Below are 18,573 nucleotides of genomic sequence, written 5' to 3'. Positions count from 1 at the left end.
AACAAAAAAAGTGTCTAGATAAATCAGGAAAAGACAGTTTCCATAGGAGGGACTATGTTTTTCCTTACTAGAAACTAAGTTTTTCCTTCAATGAAACTAAAGTTTTCCTATAGAGAAACAAAAGTTTTCACAGGAAGAAACAATAGTTTTCCTAGTAAGGAATTTTAAGAAACTGTAGTTCGTTGGTTATCAATGCTTAGTGGATAGTGATCGCAGACTTGATTAGATACGATAAAAAGAATAAGAATATGAGAAAGAGAGCTGTTATTTTACTCGCTATACTTATAGCGATCTTTGGGGGAAGCGTCAATGCACAGTCTTTCCTAGGTAAGTTAGTAGATGATAAAGAGGCGCCTGTTGGTTTCGCCAATGTGGTGTTATTGAATCCGGAAGATTCTGCGTTCGTAAAAGGGACGGTTAGCGAGGAGTCGGGTGAGTTCGTGTTGGAAGGCTTGAAAGAGCAGTGTTATATCTTGCGGGTATCTTATATCGGATATAAGGATATTTGTCTGGAGTGCCCGAAGGCGGGGGATGTGGGAACGATCCGTCTGGAACCGGATGCCATCGCCTTGGGCGAGGCGGTCGTGACCGGTAAACTGCCTACTTACCAACTAAAGGGAAGTAGCTTGTTGACGAACATTCAGGAGACTTTGCTGAGTACGGTCGGTACGGCGAATGACGTGCTCTCGCATATCCCCGGCTTGGAAAGCTCGGACGGGAAATATACCGTGTTTGGCAAGGGAGAGCCTTTGATCTACATTAATAACCGTTTGGTTCGTGATAATTCGGAATTGGAACGCCTAAGCTCGAAGGATATCTCCAAGGTGGAACTGATCCAGAACCCGGGTGCGGAATATGACGCTACGGTGAAGGCGGTATTGAAAATTCGTACGGTTCGGCATGCGGGCGAGGGATTGGGTGTCAATGTCCGGAGTAATGTTTCCCAAAGCCATAAGACGAGTAACACGGATCAATTGAACTTGAACTATCGTAAGAACGGATTGGATTTGTTTGGGATGGTTAACTATTCCTTGTGGCAAGCCCAAACGAGGCAACGGACAAGTAGCTATATTCAAGTGGACACGCTGTGGGAACAGAAAGCGGAAACGACAGTGGACCAGTCTTCCCGTTCGGTATATGGTCAGTTGGGTGCGAATTACGAGGTGAATGAGCATCATTCCTTCGGCGCTACGTATGAAGGAAATAAGGGCTTTAACTCGGGCGCTGATTTTATATCGGATAACACGATGTACGCAAATAAAACGGTATATGATGTATTGCATTACCAAACCCGCATGGAAACGGACGTAAATCAACACAAGGTGAACGCTTATTATGAAGGGAGGTTTAATGATAAACTAACCATTAGTTTTAATGCGGACTGGTTAACCGGATCTTCGGAGAACCGTATGTTTGCCAATGAGAATAGCGAGATGGATGACGATCGCTTGGTAACAACCAGTAACCGGACTCGCAATCGTTTGTATGCCGTTAAATTAGTGATGACTTACCCGATCGCCGTGGGAGAATTGAAATGGGGAGGGGAATACAGTTATGTACATCGTACGGACCGTTTCGACAATCCACAAAGCATCCTGCCCGCTACCGATAGCAAGATACGGGAGCAGAATGCCGCCGCTTTTATCAGTTATGCCTTGACTTGGCAGAAATTAAGCGCTGAGATCGGTTTGCGTTATGAGCATGTTGACTTTGATTATTATGATAAAGGTATTTTCCTTCCGGAACAAAGCCGTCTGTATGATAATGTCTTCCCGAATGTCGCTTTTTCCATGCCGATAGGAAAGACCCAGATGTCGTTAAGTTATACGGCAAAGACAAGTCGCCCCTCGTTTTATCAATTGCGGAGTGACTTGCAGTACGACGATCGTTTCACTTACGAGGGCGGTAATCCGCTATTGAAACCCTCTTTCAATCACGACTTGACTTATCAATTTGGCTATAAATTTATCCAAGCCTCATTGAATTACCAATATATAAAGGATGTTTCGTCGTTTATGATGAAGGCGTACGAGCCGGATCCGGTCATTACGGTCTTCTCCCAAGAAAACTATCCGAAGGCGCAATACCTTAATGCTTCCGTCTCTTTATCCCCTAAGTTTAATTTCTGGGAACCTTCCCTTTACCTAAGCGTGAGCAAACCTTTCTTTGAGGCTTTTACGATGGGGGAGATGCGATCCTTTAATAAACCGACTTATGGCTTTAGTTTAAACAACTCGTTTCGTTTGCCTAAAGGATGGATATTCTCGTTGGATGGTCGTGTTTCCACAGATGGCGATAATATGCAAGGCTTAAGTAAGCGAACGGGAGGGGTTTATGTGGGGTTACGTAAGTCGTTCTTGAAAGACGAGGCGTTGACATTGAACTTGCAAGGCTTCGATATTTTCGCTACGCAACGTTATTCTTTCGTGATGTATGCGGCGGACCGCAGTATGACGAAATGGAGTAATCCGGATAGCCGCCAAGTGCGCCTGACCGTTACGTATCGTTTCAACGCCACCCGTAGCAAGTACAAAGGTTCCGGTGCGGCTAATGAGGTTATCAACAGATTATGATTATCTTTGTTTCATGTTAGAAGCGATTGATTTAACGAAACGATATGAGGATGGGCATCTGGCTCTGGATGCCTTGAACCTCCGGATCGAACCGGGAGAGATCTTCTTTCTTTTGGGGGCGAACGGGGCGGGGAAGAGTACGACCTTAAACCTCTTCCTCGATTTCATCCGTCCCACTTCCGGGCGGGCCTTGGTGAACGGGGTAGAGGTCCGTTCCAAGCCGGCGGAGATACGCCGTCATATCGCCTATGTCTCCGAGAACGTCATGTTGTACGGAGACTTTACCGCCCGGGAGAACTTGGAATTCTTCACACGCCTTACCGGGAAACGCTTGGATCGGAGGGACTATTATCAAGCGATGCGTCGTGTCGGCCTGCCGGAAGAAAGCTTCGAGCGTAAGTTGAAGACCTTCTCCAAGGGAATGCTGCAAAAAGTAGAGATCGCCGCCCTCTTGTTGAAAGACGCCGACAATATCGTGATGGATGAGCCTACCTCCGGCCTGGATCCCCGGAGCACCGCCGAGTTGATGCAACTCTTGCACCATCTCCGCTTGGAAGGAAAATCGATACTGATCTGTACCCACGACCTGTTCCGTGCCCGTTCCTTGGCGGACCGGGTAGGGATCATGAAGGATGGGCGCTTGGTCATGATCCGTGCCCGTGACGAGTTCTTGCATGATGACCTGGAACGCATTTACCTTGATTATATGCAGGAGGCTATCCTATGAGGAATGTATGGATATTCGCTCGGAAGGAGTTCCTGCTAAACGTCCGCTCGTCCCGTTTTGTGGTAGGATTATTGCTCTGCTTGGTGATCGTGCTTTTCACGATGATTGTCAGCGTCAGCGATTATCAGATACAAAAAGAGGTATGTGAGGCAGAGGCGAGACAGGCGGGGGAGGAAATGCGCTCCTGCTTGGTATGGTCTAAAGTGAGTCCTAAGCTCGTCCGTGAGCCGGAGCCTTTGAGCCTGCTCAGCCGGGGGATCACGAATAACGTGGGCTATATCGTCTCCATCGACTTATGGGAAATCCCGTTTCTGCCACTTCAATTTAACTGGGCGCAAAACAGCCCGTTCATGAAAGTGTTTCCCCCGTTTGATTTCTCGGCGGTATTGAGCGTTATGATCTCGCTCCTTGCGCTGGTCTTTTCCTATGATGCGGTGACGAGGGAAAGGGAAGAGGGGACGCTTCGTTTCATCTTCTCCTCGTCCGTGAGCCGGCATAGCTTCTTGTTGGGGAAGTGGCTAGGCGTGGTATTGACCGTTTTGCCGATCTTGCTGGCTTGCTTTTTGCTGGCGCTCGGCTTGGTGGTGTTGGGAGGCGGCATCCGTTTTTCGGGCAGCGAATGGATGGGCGTAGGGTGGATGTTTTTGGCTTCGTTTGTCTATTTGGCTTTCTTTGCCTCGTTCGGTATCTTGGTGTCGTCGCTGACGGCCCGGTCGGTAACCTCAATCGTGCTCTGTATGCTCAGTTGGCTGATATTCCTGTTCGTGATTCCGGCTTTGTCCTCCTACGCTTCCCGGAGCATGGTGGCCTTGCCCTCCTATAAACAAGTGGAGAATGAGAAGGTGAAACTTTTCTGGTCGATGAGAGGAGAGTGTAATAAGCGATGGGTGGAGCTACGGGATTCCATGAGGCTCCAGTCTCTTCAATATTTATTTAACATGGAGGATGGGGAAGGCATGAAAGATATCCGGGGAGGTTCTCGCTTGGTGCTGGAACATACCCGCCGGATGGCCGTCGTAGAGGCTAATATACGGATGGATCATGCGGAGCGGCTCTGGAAACTGGATAAGGAATACTCGCGTATCTTGTCTGCACAGCGGAAGTGGCAGGATATCTTGAATCTTCTCTCCCCGTCGGCTACTTATATCCGTTTGATGGCCCGGCTGGGTAATACCGATGCCGATGCGCTTTTGTCTTATATGAGCGATGCCCGCGACTATCGCGAACGGTTCATCCAATACTTGACGGATCAGGACCTGTTCTATTCGGCCTCTTATGTGACCCCTTGCCGGGAGGATGAGTTCATGCCCCAAGCGGAATGGGAGGCGTTAGAGCGACAATGGGAGAGACTCCAGAAGGAAGATCCTGCCGCTTTTGAGAAGACCATGAAAGAGGCTGAGAAACAGTATGCCGACGCGAACTACTCGCCTGTGGATGTTCGGGATGTTCCTCGGTTTTGCCCACGGGAATTATCCGGCTGGCAACGGGCGAAGAAAGGGATGCGGGCATTTGTCCTCTTATCCCTCCTGCTTATCGGGTTCTTATCGGGTGGTATATATATTTTTAAAAGATATGATTTGCGATAGTCTTATAGTATATCGTCACGAGGTGAGCCGCCTGCTGCGTAGTTTGCGCTTCCGGGTATCGTTCGTGCTTATCGTGCTGTTATTTGCCGGCGGAAGTCGTTTGTTTGTCTCGCTCTACATGGAGCAGCAGGCTACTTATAAGCAATTGGTGGAAGATGAGGAGCAAAAGGAACGTGAGTTGAGCGATAACCTGACGAATTTCGCGAATCATCTACGAATATTCCGTTACTCTCCCCGTACGGACGGTTTCCTGTATGGCTGTAAAGAGGAGGAAATGGTAAACTCCATTCAATATAATGTATGGAACGCGGGAAGGCTGGAGGTGGAACAAGGAATGTTGAACCCTTTGCTGGACACGAAAAGCTCGGTGGACTGGACGTTTATCGTCTCGATTTTCATTAGCTTTATTGCCCTGTTATTCTCTTATGATTCGATATGTGGAGAGAAACGGGATAAGGTGTTAGGCTATTTGTTATCTTATCCCATTTCCCGGAGGAACTATTGGATCAGTAAGATATTCTCGCATATATCCGTTGTCATGCTCTTATTGCTAGGAGGCATATTCGTGGGATTATTAGCCTTAGGCGATATGTTACCATCCATCTATACGCCCTCTTTCATTTATAAGTTACTCGGATTTATCGGAATCAGCCTTTTACTGATCACGTTATGCGTCTGCTTTGGACTTTTCGCCTCCGTCATGACAAGGCATTCGAATGTAAGTCTGCTGATCTGCGTATCCTTCTGGCTGTTTGGGACTATTATCATCCCGAATAGCGCCACATTCTGGGGCTATACCCTTTATCCGACCCCTTTATTGCGAGACATAGCCCAAGAGGTAGAGGCGAAGGAGAGCCAATTGACCAAAGAGGCACCTCCCGGTAGCATGGCGCAACAGAGTGAGAATCCGTTTTATCCCTATCATGAACGCCGTGCGATCCTGTGGATGAAAAAGAAAGAAGTAAGGGAGAAATCCTATCGGGATTACTACGAATGCCTGATCCGCCAGTTCGAGGGAGTCCGTCGATTGACCCTCCTGTCCCCAACCGTCCAATACGAGCGGGCGATGGAAGCCCTATTAGGAGGAGGCCATTTACGATTCCAGCAAAATTGGCGTGATTTACAAGCCTTCCAACTTACGTTCCTCGCATGGTTCAAGCAAAAAGACGCCGAGGACCCGGAAAGCCCACATTGGTATAATCCTTATGAGGATGTCTCTACCAGCCGAAAGTCGTTTGATATAAAAGAAGCGCCTCGATATCAAGAAAGAAGCGTTCCCTTAGAAGAACGTCTTGCGCTTATCGGCCTGTATGCGCTGACCACGTTTTTCTTTATCGCCTTACTGGTATGGGGAGGGTTTCGCTTATTGGAAAAGTACGATGTGCGATGATAGAAATGATTAGTAGATAAGAATGGGCATTGTAGCCACCTTTGAATGGGCATTATAAGAAGGTTACAATGGGCATTCTAATCACCTTATAATGCCCATTGTAATATTGGGTTACGCCTTAGCGCTTTTTTGTGAGAGCTTTTCTAGGAAATATACGATCCCGAAACCTAAGATCATCAATCCGACGGCCTCCCAAACAAACTGATTCGGAGCGATATTCGCCTCAACCAACGGCTTGGTCATGCCATGGCTATCCACATAGGTCTCGATCGTTTCTTTCCAAGGCCATACCTTGTTAAGCGAACCCAACATGAATCCGGCCAATACGGCGATCGTTATATCATGGAATTTACGAAGGGCGAATGACAACACGCGGGAGAACGTCGTGATACCAATAGCCGCACCCGCTATAAACACCAACATAACGGGAACGTTAAACGTCTTGACCGCCTCCATGATATAGAAGTATTTTCCGAGCAACACTAAGATAAAGCTACCCGAGATACCCGGCAAGATCATGGCGCAAATAGCGATCGCCCCACAGAGGAAGATAAAGAGTAAATTACTCGGAGTCTCGGCGGGAGTCGCCACGGTGATATAAAAAGCGATCACCGCCCCGACAACAAAACTCAAGATCGTCTTCCAGTTCCATTGCCTGATATCCTTAGAGACGAACCAAGTAGAGGCCAGCACCAAACCAAAGAAAAAAGACCATACCAAGATCGGATGGTACACCAAGAGATACGTAATGATCTTCGCCAGCGAGAATATACTAATACCAATACCACCCACGATAGAAAGCAAGAAATTAGCGTTGATCCCTTTCCAGAAGGCCGCTATTTTCCCCGTGAATAATTGTTTCAATGTCGTCCCGTTAATACTTTTGATAGAGTCGATCAGTTCCTCGTAGATACCTACGATAAAGGCGATCGTTCCTCCCGACACGCCGGGAACGACATCCGCCGCTCCCATACCCATACCTTTTAATACTAAGAAACCGTAGTCCTTGAGATTTCGTTTGTTAGGCATATTACATTATTAATTGTCTAATTACTGTTATCTTTATTCTTTAAAAACTCTTTTACCAGATCCTCGGGTTGGATATGTTTCTTCTCTTTATCGGAATCGATGGTAAAGTCCGCGAATACTTCTGGTCCCACTTTACGAAGCAAATAAAGAAGATCATCTCCGGATATTTGGCCGATATGCTCCATGAAATTTTCCATATCACGGTTATCCAGATAAGCCATAGCCAAATGGATGTGAATCATTGGAGTCTTCGGGTTGATTTGAAGGACTTTCTTGTAATAAGAGATCGCCTTATCTACATCTCCCTTAGAAAGCAAATATTGTCCGGCATGAAGCAGGCTGTTGCATTCTTCTTGAGTTTCCGGATTAATACTTTTCTTATCGATGATCTTGAATATCTTATTCGTAATAGCGATAGCCTCCTCCTTTTTCCCGCTATCAAGCAAGCAAAGCGCTAAAAGAGAAAGGAGACGGACATTGTTCGGATACAATTGCGCCGCCTTGAATAACATGATGGAAGCCTCGTTGTCGCGCTCAGTCTCGGTACAACAACGGATATAATTGATATAATTGGTCGGCCCATCCTCCATATCCGGATCGTTTATGATCGTGGAAAGCAGTTGGTAAGCCTTCTCATATTGCTCCAGCTTCATATAACATTCCGCCATGAGTGGAGAGATACGGCGCATCACCTCCTCATCACCCTCGATTTCTTGATATTCCTCGATCGCCTTCTCATAGCTCTCGTTCATATACAGGCAGTACGCTTTCAATATTTTCAGTTCCGTATCGGAATCATCACACGTCAAGGCGAAGTCGAAAGCCTCGATCGCTTTCTCGTAATCGCCAACCATGGAATGTAGCCTTCCCAGCGTAAACCAATACTCGTATGAGAAAGGATTCTTATCGATTAGCTCATTACATAACTCGATCGCCCGGGGAACGTCTCCTTCCGTCTCGAGGATGTAGCAAAGCTCATTCTTAAGGATCAAGTTATCCGGAAATAAAGCCAAGCCACGGTCCACGAAATCGCGGGCCTCTTTGTTCATGTCTAAATCATTCAGGATGGGAGAGATGTACTCGAAGACTTCCTCCAAATAGTCACAATCCCTAGTGATCAACTCTTCCGTGATCTCCAGAACCTTGGGATATTGGTTGAGCGAGCAATAGCATTCCATTTTTAACATATCCAGATCTTGGTTATCAGTCTCCGCTATATTCTCGAGCAGAGTGAGAGCGCTCTCATAATCCTCGTTATACGCGAATTGCCTGCCTTTCTTGATTTGCAAGGCGGAATTACCGGGATGAAGCTTTAGCCCGAGGGCTAAGACTTCATCAAAGTAAGTATAATCGTTCGAATCTTCAAAGCTGTCCAACATTTCATCGATTTGATCAGCGTCGAAATAAGGCTCCTTACCCTCTTCCTTCGCTGAAAGATAATGTTGTAACAAGCGTGAGATATCGTCTTTTTTCATTTACTATTCTTTATTTATTAATCTTGCTCCACGTGTCCTTTAGCCCTACGGTACGGTTGAATACCAAGTTGTCGGGGGTGGATTCGCTATCTATGTTGAAATAGCCGATACGCTGGAATTGAAGGTAGGAAAGCTTGGGCAAGGTAGCCACGAACTTCTCTACGTAACAGTTTTTCCGGATCTCCAAGGAGTTCGGGTTGATGATTTCCTTCATCGCCTCTAGCGGGGAGCAATTCTTCTCCTCCCGGATAGCGGCCAATTCGTCTCTGGGGTTCTCCACCTTCCAAAGGCGGTCGTATAAGCGTACTTCCGCTTTTTGGCAATGGGCGCAGCTTACCCAGTGCAAGGTACCTTTTACTTTACGGTTAGCGTCCGGCATACCGCTGCGGGTATTCGGATCGTATTCGCAATATACCTCGGTAATCTCACCGTTCTCGTCTTTCTTGCAGCCCGTACATTTTACGATATAAGCGTTCTTCAGACGAACTTCCTGTCCCGGTGTCATCCGGAAATATTTCTTGGGAGCGTCTTCCATGAAATCCTCACGTTCCATCCACAGCTCACGGCTGAACTCGATCGTATGGCTGCCGGCTTCCGGATCTTCCGGGTTGTTGATCGCTTCCAGCTCCTCGACCTGTCCTTCCGGATAGTTGGTGATAATCAGTTTCACCGGATTGATCACGGCGGATACACGGATGGCGCGGGCATTCAGATCCTCGCGTACGGCGCTTTCCAGCAAGGCGAACTCGTTCAGGGCGTCGTAAGTCGTATAACCGATCTTGTCGATGAACTTACGGATAGACTCCGGAGAGTAACCCCGGCGGCGGAAACCGCAGATGGTCGGCATACGGGGATCATCCCAGCCGTTTACCAAGTTCTCTTTTACCAATGTAAGCAGGTTACGCTTGCTCATCAGCGTGTAGCTTAGGTTCAATTTGTTGAACTCAGTCTGTCGGGGGCGGTTGTCGTTCAAGTCCTCGCCTTCCTTCAGCCAGTCGATAAACAAATCATACAGAGGACGGTGTACGACAAACTCCAAGGTACACAAGGAATGCGTCACGCCCTCGAAGAAATCGCTCTGTCCGTGGGCGAAGTCGTACATCGGATACGCTTTCCACGTCGTGCCCGTACGATGGTGCGGATGGTTAACCACCCGATAGATGATCGGATCGCGGAAGTGCATGTTCGGGTTTGCCATGTCTATCTTCGCGCGAAGTACCATGGCACCTTCCGCTATCTCACCCGTGTTCATCTTCTTGAAGAGAGCTAAGCTTTCCTCGATCGGACGGTTGCGATACGGGCTCTCGATGCCCGGTTGTGTAGGCGTGCCCTTTTGCTGGGCTATTTGTTCGGATGTCTGCTCGTCAATATATGCTTTACCTTCCTCGATGAGGCGGATCGCGAAATCCCACAATTGCTGGAAGTAGTCGGACGCGTAATAAATATTTCCCCACTGATATCCCAGCCATTGGATATCCTCCTTGATCGCCTCCACGTATTCCTCATCCTCCTTCGTCGGGTTCGTGTCGTCGAAACGGAGGTTGCAGATACCGCCATGGCGTTCAGCGATGCCGAAATCTAGGCAAATGGCCTTCGCGTGGCCGATGTGAAGGTATCCGTTGGGCTCGGGCGGGAAACGGGTTTGTACACGTCCTCCGTTCTTGCCTTCCGCTAAATCTTTCTCTACGGCTGCCTCAATGAAATTCAGGTTCTTCTTGCCTTCTTCTTCGTTTGTATTGATATCGCTCATACTTAAAAATTGATAGTTTTTCTTCGAATGGGGCAAAGGTAGCGATTTCTTTTTAAAATAGGCTGATGAGCAGGGCTATATTTAGGACGGTTACCATCGTTCCCAGCAGCAAGAGGAGGATGGTCGTAGAGCGGCTGTTCGCGTAGGCACCCATGACCTTCTTACTGGAGGTCAGGTACACTTGCGTGAAGACCGTGATCGGCAATTGCACGCTCAACAACATCTGCGACAGGATCAATCCCTTGAACGGATCGCCGATCAGGAATATGATGGCCAAGGCGGGGACGAACGATAGCAGGACTCCCAGCTTTGAGTGGAGGTCGGTATGATTGTACGCCTCGCCATAGAATCCGGCGAAGATGGAAGCCCCGGCGATACCGGATGTGATGGTCGAGGAGATGCCCGCCAGTAATAGGGCGGCGGCGAAAATCACCCCGGCGTTGTTTCCTACGAGGGGTACCAATAACTGTTGCGCTTGGTCCAGCTCGTCTACGGCGATGTTTTGCTTGAAGAAGGTAGAGGCGGCCAAGATGATCATCGCCGAGTTGATCGCCCAGCCGATCACCATGGACAGGAGCGTGTCGTAGAACTCGTACTTCAGTTGTTTCTTGATGACCGACTCGTCCTCTAAGTTCCATTCCCGGCTCTGTATCACCTCCGAGTGCAGGAACAGGTTGTGAGGCATCACGACGGCTCCCAGTACGCTCATGATGATCAGCATGGAGTTCTCGGGGAAGGTGGGTTTCACCCAGCCTACCACGGCCTGCCCCCAGTCTACGTCGACCAACGCCAGCTCGTATAGGAACGAGAGCCCGATAATGGACACGAACGTGATGATCCAGCGTTCGGTCTTACTATATGTATTACTGAATAGCATGGCGAGGCATACGATGGTGACGATCACCGCTCCCGCCTTGATCGGCATACCGAACAACATCCGGAGGGCGATGGCTCCACCGAGTATCTCGGCGAGGGAGGTGGATATGCTGGCGAGCATGGCCGATCCTAGGATCGGGCGGCTTAGCACGCGGGGCATGTATTTGTTGGTCGCCTCCGAGAGGCAGAGGCCGGTCACGATGCCGAGGTGGGCCACGTTGTGCTGGATAATGATCAGCATGACGGACGAGAAGGTGACGACCCACAGGAGGGCGTAGCCGAACTCGGAGCCCGCGGCGAGATTCGTCGCCCAGTTCCCGGGATCGATAAAGCCTACGGTGACAAGTAATCCGGGGCCGATATATTTTAGCAAATCCAATGCCCCGGAGCGGGGGCGGTGGTTGATCTTCAGTTTGTCTAGTAAGTTCATGTTTGTATGGATACTTTTAAATTAAAAAACAGCGTAAAGATACGAATAGTTTCGTTGTTACCCAACGGTGGCCGGAAATACGTTCGTACGGCCGATGGCGGGTATCCGTACGGCTGTCCTCTTGTAGCTGCCCGGCTGTCCGTCCGTATCCGTACGGCTGCAAAGATGTAACTACTCGGATACAAAGATGTAGCTACTCGGATACAAAGATGTAGCTGTACGGATACGCGGGTGTACCCATACGGTCGCGCCCGTGTATCCGGGCTTGTGTGTCCGCGTATCCGCCCGGCCGCGTGTCCGCGTTTATGCGGATACGGTAAACGAGCTACGGGAATGTCAACACGAAGGTAGTCTGCCGTTGGGCCGGGTTGCTTCTCAACGCGATGCTGCCGCCGGACAGGCGCATGATCTGTCGTGAGATGGACAGCCCGATACCGCTTCCGCCTTCTTTCGTGGTGAAGAACGGCACGAATATATGCTCGGCTTCCTCGGGGGGGATGATGGGGCCGTTGTTCGTCACTTCTAGGATAACGGCCTCGTTGGGGTCGCAATACGCCTTGAACAAGATAAGGCCGTTTTCTTGCTCGTGCCCGATCGCTTGCATGGCGTTCTTCAAGAGGTTCAAGACTACTTGCGTGATCAGGTTCTCGTCGGCGTAGACGATCAAGTCCTCCGGTTCCACGTCGATACGGATGGTTATGTTCGGGTAGTTATTGTGATGGCGGGCCAACCGCGTGAGCCGTTCGGCGAACTTATTGACGTAGAATAAAGAGGGCTGAGGCGTCGGTATATGCGTAAACTTACGGTAGGATTCGACGAACGCGATCAGGCTTTTCCCGGTAGAGCTGATTACCTCCAAGCCGCCCCGTATCTCCTCGTCGACATTCTGGTGGAGGGAAAGCAAGGTGTCGCTCAAGGAGGTGATAGGGGTGACGGAGTTCATGATCTCATGGGTCAAGACCCGTGTCAGCCGTATCCATGACTCGATCTCCTTATCGTCCAGCTCGCTGTTAATATCATTGATCGCGATGATGCGGACGTGTTTCTCTTGGAGCGTCATCTCGGAGACACGGACCGAGAGATGTACCGTGCCCCGCTCGTTGATAAAGGAGATCTGATGTTTCTCGCCGGGACGAACGTCGCTGATGAGGCGCTCTAGATTCTCGTCGATACGTCCGAGCTGGCGGGCATGGGTAAAGACCGTCAATCCCAGCAGTCGCAAGGCCTCGTTGTTTGTCTGGAAAATATTGCCCTTATCATCTTCTACGATGATACCCGTATTCACTTGGTTCATGATCAACTCGTAATATTTCTCTTTCTGGATCGCCTCGGCTTTCGCTTGAAAAAGTATCTGGGTGATGCGGTTTAAGGAGTCGCTAACCAGCTTGTCGTTGGAGGAACGCCCCCGGGTAGCGTATTTGAAAGCGTAATCGCTATTGTCGATCGCGTCGAACATGAAGGCTACCTTTTGCGCGTTCCGCTTGAACAAAAGGCTGATGCCCCGCAAGGCAGCCAGCCATCCGATGCCTAAGAACAGGAACCATCCCCATTCTTTCTCCAAGGCCTGGTAGGTGAGTGCCGCCGTCAGCCCGATAGCGAGGGCGAGGCGGAAGGTGAGGCTGTAATAAATGCCTTTAAAGTTCATACCGCTTGATCTTATTATAAAGCGTTTGCCGTGAGATACCCAACTGGTTCGCCACGAGCGAGAGATTGCCGCCGAATTTATCCATGGCGGCCTTGATCATTGTATACTCCATTTCCTCGAGCGTAGTGATGTCATTCTTGACGGGCGCCTCCCGCTTACGAGGGAAATCGAAATTGCTGCCATCTAAAGTATCACCGTCGGCGATGATAATCGCTTTCTCCACGGTATGTTCCAGTTCGCGGATATTACCCAGCCAAGGTTGGGCTTTCAGCTTTTCCTTGGCGTCGTCGGTGAGGGCCATGGGCTTTTTACCGTAGATGTTGGTATATTTCGTGATGAATATCTCGGTAAGCGGTACGATATCCTCCGGCCGCTCCCTCAAGGGCGGGATCTCTACGTGTATCGTATTGATACGATACAGCAAGTCCTCGCGGAATTGCTCTTTCTGTACCATCTCCTGCAAGTCCCGGTTCGTGGCGCAGATCAGGCGGATATTGATGGGGATCGGGGTATTGCTGCCTACCCGTACGATGCTACGGCGTTGCAAGGCGGTCAGTAATTTGGCTTGCAGATGATAAGACAGGTTCCCGATCTCGTCGAGGAACAAGCTTCCGTTGTTCGCTACCTCGAACTTACCGGGGCGATCCGTCCGGGCGTCGGTGAAGGCCCCTTTTACGTGGCCGAATAACTCGCTCTCGAACAGCGTCTCCGTGATCGCGCCCATATCCACCGGTACCATGGCCTCATCCTTGCGGGGGGATAGCAGGTGTATTTCCCGGGCCAGCATTTCCTTACCGGTTCCGTTCTCTCCCGTGATTAATATATTGGCGTCTGTCTTGGCTACTTTCTCTATCAGCATCCGTAGTTGCTGCATGGCGTTGCTGTCTCCCCAGAACATACCGCTTTCCTTGGATACCAACTGCTTGTTGCCGACACCGCCTTTATGCTTGGCCGAGCGGATTTGGTAAGCGGCTTGCAAGGTTTCCAATAATTTAGCGTTGTCCCATGGCTTTACCACGAAATCGGTGGCTCCTTCCTTGATACCTCGTACCGCCAGATCGATGTCGGCGTAAGCGGTAAAGAGAACGACTTGTATCGAGGGATAAGCCTTCTTGATCTCGGAGAGCCAGAACAGCCCCTCGTTGCCGCTGTTTATACCGGCGCTGAAATTCATGTCGAGCAATATGACATCCACGTTCTCGTCGTGCAGCGTGTTTTTTATCTTGTTCGGGGTAGAGATGGTGATAACCTTCTCAAAGCAAGTCCCTAACAGCATTTGTACGGCGGTCAGGATACCTTTATTATCATCCACAACTAGTATAGTGCCTTGTTTTGCCATGTCATGTCCATTTATACGGGCAAAGATACTCGATCTGGTCGATACTTCCTAAACCAGATGCGATTTTACCTGCATTTTCGCCCGGTATCCCAGCAGGCATACGGAGCATAAGAAGCCTAATGGGTAAGCCATCCAAATCCCGGCGATACCCCAATGGAACGTGAATCCCAATAGATATCCGGCAGGTATGGCTATGATGAAATAAGCGAGAAACGAGATCCACATAATCGCTTTCACGTCGGCTAGCCCTCGTAAGGAGTTCGCTAAAATGATTTGTGCGCTGTCTCCTATTTGATAGAGCATCAATATGGGGAGTAGTGTCTTCACGATTGCGTTGACATGAAGATTATCCGTAAATATCAATCCAAGCCCGGATTGGGTCATGAATAAGGTGGTGCAGACAATACAAACGACAATAAGCCCCAGATGAAGCCCGGCAATGGTGATCTTATGCACCATATACCAGTCGTTCGCCCCTTTATAATAACTGGTACGAATCGCTACGGCGGCTCCAAGACCTAAATAGATGGTAAAACTGATCGTTGATATGGTAATGGCTATTTGATGGGCGGCAAGCTCAAGGCTACCCAGCCAACCCACCATGATGGCGGTGACGCAGAATGTTCCCGCTTCCAAGCCTTGTTGTAGACTGATCGGCCAGCCTATGGAATTCAGCCTTCTCCAACTCTGCTTATTGATACGAATATGGGTGAAACCTTTCCGGTAAGGCTTATAGTCGGTTCGCAGCATGAATACGGCGATGAAAAGCAATAGCATGATGATACGCGAGATAAAGGTGCTTATACCTGCCCCGAGCAGTCCGAGCTCCGGCATTCCGCATTTTCCGTAAATGAGGATATAGTTGCCGATAATATTCAATAGATTTCCTGTCAACAAGACCCACATGGATATGGATGGGTTGGCTATGCCTTCCACGAATTGACGGAATGAATTATAAAGCATTACGAATAGGATCGAGACTAATGAGACCGCGAAATAAGGTCTTATCAATGGCAAGAGTTCTTCGGGTTGGCCTAAAGAGTCTAGGTTTAGGTAAATCCCCAGTAAGACGGCTATCAATAATAAGGTAGTAGTCATATTGGCAACCAGACTGTTTTTGAGCCAGCCTCCGATCACGATCTTTTTATTCATCGCTAAATTCTGTCCGATCAGCGGGGTAAGATTATAGGAGAATCCGGTTCCCATTATGATAAATGCGTTTATTACATTATTGACGAACGATGCCGCCGCTAGTTCCTCCGTACTGTGTTGTCCCACCATGATGGTGTCTGCCAATCCGGTGATGATAGCCCCCAATTGTCCAATGATGATAGGTACCCCTAGCATTACTAAGGATTTATAATATTGTTTGTAACCCGCTATTCTATTGTACATATGTATTGTTCTGTTATTAATGATGGTGTAAAAATCCTTGATCGTATATGCTGGATATACGATAGAGTTGTTCTAAATGAAAATGTAAAGATAAATTAGAAGGAATAGGGTGCGGATACAGTAGAACCTCTCGTAGTCCAATGGACGAACAAGATGCTTTTAGTCGTAAAAAAATAATATTCGAATTTACAGCTCATACCTCTTCTTAGATTTAGCGGCGCAAAATTACATAAAATCACTGGAATCCGCAAACCTTCAAAATTACCTTTGTTTTTGGGATCGTACTTTTTTTATATCTTTACGGTTATAAGATAAATGAATGATTATGGATCAGTTCGTAGAACAATTAAGGCAGGTGTCTCCTTTATCAGATGAGATCGTGGGGCAGCTGTTGGAAGAAATGAAAGAGGTTTCTTTTGCTAAGGGAGAATTATCGATCCGGGAGGGAGAAAGAGATCCGTTTGTTTGGTTCGTGAAAACCGGATTGGTCCGGGCTTTCGTGGAGCGTGAGGGGAAAGATATCTCGTTATGGTTCGCCTCAGATAGCGAGGTGATCAATTTTGTTTATCGGGATATCTCCGCCTATAATGTTCAAATGGTGGAGAATACGACATTATTGAGAATACCGAAAACGAAATTGGATTACCTATGCCGGAGCTCCCTTGAGTTGGCCAATTGGGGGTTGAAAATACAAGATTACTATCTTCGGGAATATGAGAACTATTTTATAAACGATAGTTGGATGGAAGCTCGTGAACAATATGAGTCATTGCTGAAAACCCGTCCGGACTTGATCTTGAAACTACCCTTGAAACATATCGCCTCTTATTTACAGATAACCCCACAGTCATTGAGCCGTATCCGTGCTTCTGTAAAAAAATAGGGAAAAGTCATTATTTATCATAGGGTAATTTTTCTTGTTTTCAATAGCCATATCTTTGCGTCGTTAAAAACGTGAAGTGGATAATATGAAAATGAGTGGAGAAAAGGCGATCCATCGCCAAGAGTTGGAGCGTGGTTTACTAACCCAAAAGATTTCAAGACTATTTCTGAAATATACGATACCGGGAGTAGCCGGCCTATTATTCCTCGGGATTCAGTCGGTGATCGATGGTGTGATATTAGGGCGGTTTGTCGGGGCGAACGCTTTGGCCAGCGTGAATCTGATCTTACCTTGCTATAGTTTGATGACGGCTTTGTCTATCGTGATAGGAGTAGGGTGTCAGACCTTGATCGGTATAAACCTCGGACGTTCGGATCGGCAAGAGGCGAATAACGCTATAACTACTTCGTTCTTGTTTCTTGGAGGAATATCCGTTTTGATTAGCGGGTTGATTTATATATTCGCCGGAGATATCGCCCGTATGTTAGGTGCGAATGACGTATTGGTTACGGGAGCCGTGGACTATATTCGTTCCCTTGTCCCGTTTTTCCCTTTATTATCATTGATGTTCTTAGGAGATTATATGATTAAGGCGATGGGGCATCCGCTTTATGCCATGATCGTAATGGGAAGTACGGTGTTGATTAATATCGGTCTGGATCTTTTGTTTATCCCGGTAATGGGTTTAGGGATTAAGGGGGCGGGATTGGCTACAGGCTTGGCCTTTACCTTGGGAGGGCTGTTCAATATTCCCCGGATGTTCCAGCGAGGGCAAGTCGTAGCGGTACAAAGAGGACGTTTCCGTTGGCCTTTGGTTTGGAATGCGTTATACAATGGCTCTTCGGAAGGAATATCCGAGCTATCAGCCGGAATCACGATTTTTTTGTTCAATATAACGATGATGCGATATTTAGGAGAGGATGGAGTCGCCGCCTTTACGGCGATTAACTATATCCTGTTTATCGCCACCACGGTATTTTTAGGGATATCCGATGGAATTATACCGATTATCAGTTATAATTTCGGGGCGGGAAGATTGGACCGGATCGAGAAAGTGCTGAGATTAGCAGGGCGTGTTAATTTTATGATAGGTATAACGTTATTCGCCATCTTATTCTTTTTCGGGCAACAGATCACGTCCTTTTTCTTTAAGGGAGGAGAGGCTTTGGACGCTTTGGCGATCGCTAATTACGGCATAACGATTTATTGCTTCACCTTCTTGATGAGTGGGCTGAATATATTGGCCTCCAGTTATTTCACGGCTATCGGCAACGCTAAGCTGTCGGTTGTTATCTCTATGCTGCGTAGCTTGGTATTCGTAACCTTTGGTATTATCGTTTATCCTTCTTTATTCGGCATCCAAAGTATTTGGTATAATGTACCGGTGGCGGAGTTGTGTACGTTATTTATCTCCTTTATGTTGGTAAGGAGAGAACTTTTAAAAGAGGCCGTGCTGAAAAATTAATCAGCACAAC

At 48.1% G+C, this 18,573-nt stretch carries 14 protein-coding genes; 7 read left to right on the top strand and 7 right to left on the bottom strand.

What is annotated here, in order from left to right; all coding sequences use genetic code 11:
- The first annotated feature begins 248 nt into the window (after nucleotides 1-248).
- From DW205_RS19925 to DW205_RS19910, 4 genes are read left to right on the top strand one after another with little or no spacing between them, the layout of a single operon-like run.
- On the top strand, nucleotides 249-2,573 hold the full coding sequence (locus tag DW205_RS19925) for an outer membrane beta-barrel family protein (protein ID WP_005868231.1): 2,325 nt from the start codon (nucleotides 249-251) through the stop codon (nucleotides 2,571-2,573).
- Nucleotides 2,574-2,586: 13 nt separating this feature from the next.
- Entirely contained in the window at nucleotides 2,587-3,300 is a 714-nt protein-coding gene (locus DW205_RS19920; protein ID WP_005868233.1) for an ABC transporter ATP-binding protein, read from the top strand.
- Nucleotides 3,297-4,886, top strand: coding sequence for an ABC transporter permease subunit (locus DW205_RS19915; protein ID WP_005868234.1), 1,590 nt, complete (start codon nucleotides 3,297-3,299; stop codon nucleotides 4,884-4,886). Before DW205_RS19920 ends, DW205_RS19915 begins: the two co-directional genes overlap by 4 nt.
- Entirely contained in the window at nucleotides 4,873-6,276 is a 1,404-nt protein-coding gene (locus tag DW205_RS19910) for an ABC transporter permease subunit (protein WP_005868235.1), read from the top strand. Before DW205_RS19915 ends, DW205_RS19910 begins: the two co-directional genes overlap by 14 nt.
- Before the next feature lie 111 nt (nucleotides 6,277-6,387).
- On the opposite strand, the gene DW205_RS19905 is transcribed toward DW205_RS19910, so the two are convergent.
- Genes DW205_RS19905 through DW205_RS19890 form a run of 4 tightly spaced genes read right to left on the bottom strand, consistent with a single transcriptional unit; the run spans nucleotide 6,388 to nucleotide 11,836 of the window.
- Nucleotides 6,388-7,305, bottom strand: a complete 918-nt coding sequence (locus DW205_RS19905; protein ID WP_005868236.1) for a DUF368 domain-containing protein — start codon at nucleotides 7,303-7,305, stop codon at nucleotides 6,388-6,390.
- Between the two features lie 17 nt (nucleotides 7,306-7,322).
- Nucleotides 7,323-8,780, bottom strand: a complete 1,458-nt coding sequence (locus DW205_RS19900; protein ID WP_005868237.1) for a tetratricopeptide repeat protein — start codon at nucleotides 8,778-8,780, stop codon at nucleotides 7,323-7,325.
- A gap of 10 nt (nucleotides 8,781-8,790) precedes the next feature.
- On the bottom strand, nucleotides 8,791-10,530 hold the full coding sequence (locus DW205_RS19895) for a glutamine--tRNA ligase/YqeY domain fusion protein (protein ID WP_008778287.1): 1,740 nt from the start codon (nucleotides 10,528-10,530) through the stop codon (nucleotides 8,791-8,793).
- A 52-nt stretch (nucleotides 10,531-10,582) separates the two neighbouring features.
- Nucleotides 10,583-11,836 carry an Nramp family divalent metal transporter gene (locus DW205_RS19890; protein WP_005868238.1) on the bottom strand — a complete coding sequence of 418 codons (1,254 nt, stop codon included), beginning with the start codon at nucleotides 11,834-11,836 and terminating at the stop codon, nucleotides 10,583-10,585.
- 6 nt (nucleotides 11,837-11,842) lie between these two features.
- Here DW205_RS19890 and DW205_RS22175 point away from each other — a divergent pair, with 6 nt between their 5' ends.
- Nucleotides 11,843-12,007, top strand: a complete 165-nt coding sequence (locus DW205_RS22175) for a hypothetical protein (protein WP_005868239.1) — start codon at nucleotides 11,843-11,845, stop codon at nucleotides 12,005-12,007.
- A gap of 154 nt (nucleotides 12,008-12,161) precedes the next feature.
- Here the strand turns inward: DW205_RS22175 and DW205_RS19885 are convergent, their stop codons facing one another.
- Genes DW205_RS19885 through DW205_RS19875 form a run of 3 tightly spaced genes read right to left on the bottom strand, consistent with a single transcriptional unit; the run spans nucleotide 12,162 to nucleotide 16,215 of the window.
- Nucleotides 12,162-13,481 (bottom strand): PAS domain-containing sensor histidine kinase, encoded by a 1,320-nt coding sequence (locus DW205_RS19885; protein WP_005856335.1) that lies wholly within the window; start codon nucleotides 13,479-13,481, stop codon nucleotides 12,162-12,164.
- Nucleotides 13,471-14,820: a sigma-54 dependent transcriptional regulator gene (locus tag DW205_RS19880; protein WP_005868240.1), complete on the bottom strand. Its 1,350-nt coding sequence runs from the start codon at nucleotides 14,818-14,820 to the stop codon at nucleotides 13,471-13,473. Before DW205_RS19880 ends, DW205_RS19885 begins: the two co-directional genes overlap by 11 nt.
- Nucleotides 14,821-14,868: 48 nt before the next feature.
- Complete coding sequence (locus tag DW205_RS19875; protein ID WP_005868242.1) at nucleotides 14,869-16,215, bottom strand: MATE family efflux transporter; 1,347 nt, start codon at nucleotides 16,213-16,215, stop codon at nucleotides 14,869-14,871.
- Nucleotides 16,216-16,534: 319 nt separating this feature from the next.
- Between DW205_RS19875 and DW205_RS19870 the strand changes: the two genes are divergently transcribed.
- Nucleotides 16,535-17,098 carry a Crp/Fnr family transcriptional regulator gene (locus tag DW205_RS19870; protein ID WP_010182830.1) on the top strand — a complete coding sequence of 188 codons (564 nt, stop codon included), beginning with the start codon at nucleotides 16,535-16,537 and terminating at the stop codon, nucleotides 17,096-17,098.
- 85 nt (nucleotides 17,099-17,183) lie between these two features.
- Nucleotides 17,184-18,563: an MATE family efflux transporter gene (locus tag DW205_RS19865; RefSeq protein ID WP_005868244.1), complete on the top strand. Its 1,380-nt coding sequence runs from the start codon at nucleotides 17,184-17,186 to the stop codon at nucleotides 18,561-18,563.
- Nucleotides 18,564-18,573 lie beyond the last annotated feature (10 nt).

Source organism: Parabacteroides sp. AM17-47 (assembly GCF_003434625.1).
Taxonomy (GTDB): Bacteria; Bacteroidota; Bacteroidia; order Bacteroidales; family Tannerellaceae; genus Parabacteroides; species Parabacteroides distasonis.
The sequence above is the reverse complement of the archived record's forward strand: the minus strand, read 5'-3'. Positions and strand labels throughout refer to the sequence as shown.

What these genes read in the sequence shown, in the direction of transcription:
- DW205_RS19925 (WP_005868231.1), top strand. Translation starts at nt 249, where the DNA reads ATGAGAAAGAGAGCTGTTATTTTACTCGCTATACTTATAGCGATCTTT.
- DW205_RS19920 (WP_005868233.1), top strand. Translation starts at nt 2,587, where the DNA reads ATGTTAGAAGCGATTGATTTAACGAAACGATATGAGGATGGGCATCTG.
- DW205_RS19915 (WP_005868234.1), top strand. Translation starts at nt 3,297, where the DNA reads ATGAGGAATGTATGGATATTCGCTCGGAAGGAGTTCCTGCTAAACGTC.
- DW205_RS19910 (WP_005868235.1), top strand. Translation starts at nt 4,873, where the DNA reads ATGATTTGCGATAGTCTTATAGTATATCGTCACGAGGTGAGCCGCCTG.
- DW205_RS19905 (WP_005868236.1), bottom strand. Translation starts at nt 7,305, where the DNA reads ATGCCTAACAAACGAAATCTCAAGGACTACGGTTTCTTAGTATTAAAA.
- DW205_RS19900 (WP_005868237.1), bottom strand. Translation starts at nt 8,780, where the DNA reads ATGAAAAAAGACGATATCTCACGCTTGTTACAACATTATCTTTCAGCG.
- DW205_RS19895 (WP_008778287.1), bottom strand. Translation starts at nt 10,530, where the DNA reads ATGAGCGATATCAATACAAACGAAGAAGAAGGCAAGAAGAACCTGAAT.
- DW205_RS19890 (WP_005868238.1), bottom strand. Translation starts at nt 11,836, where the DNA reads ATGAACTTACTAGACAAACTGAAGATCAACCACCGCCCCCGCTCCGGG.
- DW205_RS22175 (WP_005868239.1), top strand. Translation starts at nt 11,843, where the DNA reads ATGGATACTTTTAAATTAAAAAACAGCGTAAAGATACGAATAGTTTCG.
- DW205_RS19885 (WP_005856335.1), bottom strand. Translation starts at nt 13,481, where the DNA reads ATGAACTTTAAAGGCATTTATTACAGCCTCACCTTCCGCCTCGCCCTC.
- DW205_RS19880 (WP_005868240.1), bottom strand. Translation starts at nt 14,820, where the DNA reads ATGGCAAAACAAGGCACTATACTAGTTGTGGATGATAATAAAGGTATC.
- DW205_RS19875 (WP_005868242.1), bottom strand. Translation starts at nt 16,215, where the DNA reads ATGTACAATAGAATAGCGGGTTACAAACAATATTATAAATCCTTAGTA.
- DW205_RS19870 (WP_010182830.1), top strand. Translation starts at nt 16,535, where the DNA reads ATGATTATGGATCAGTTCGTAGAACAATTAAGGCAGGTGTCTCCTTTA.
- DW205_RS19865 (WP_005868244.1), top strand. Translation starts at nt 17,184, where the DNA reads ATGAAAATGAGTGGAGAAAAGGCGATCCATCGCCAAGAGTTGGAGCGT.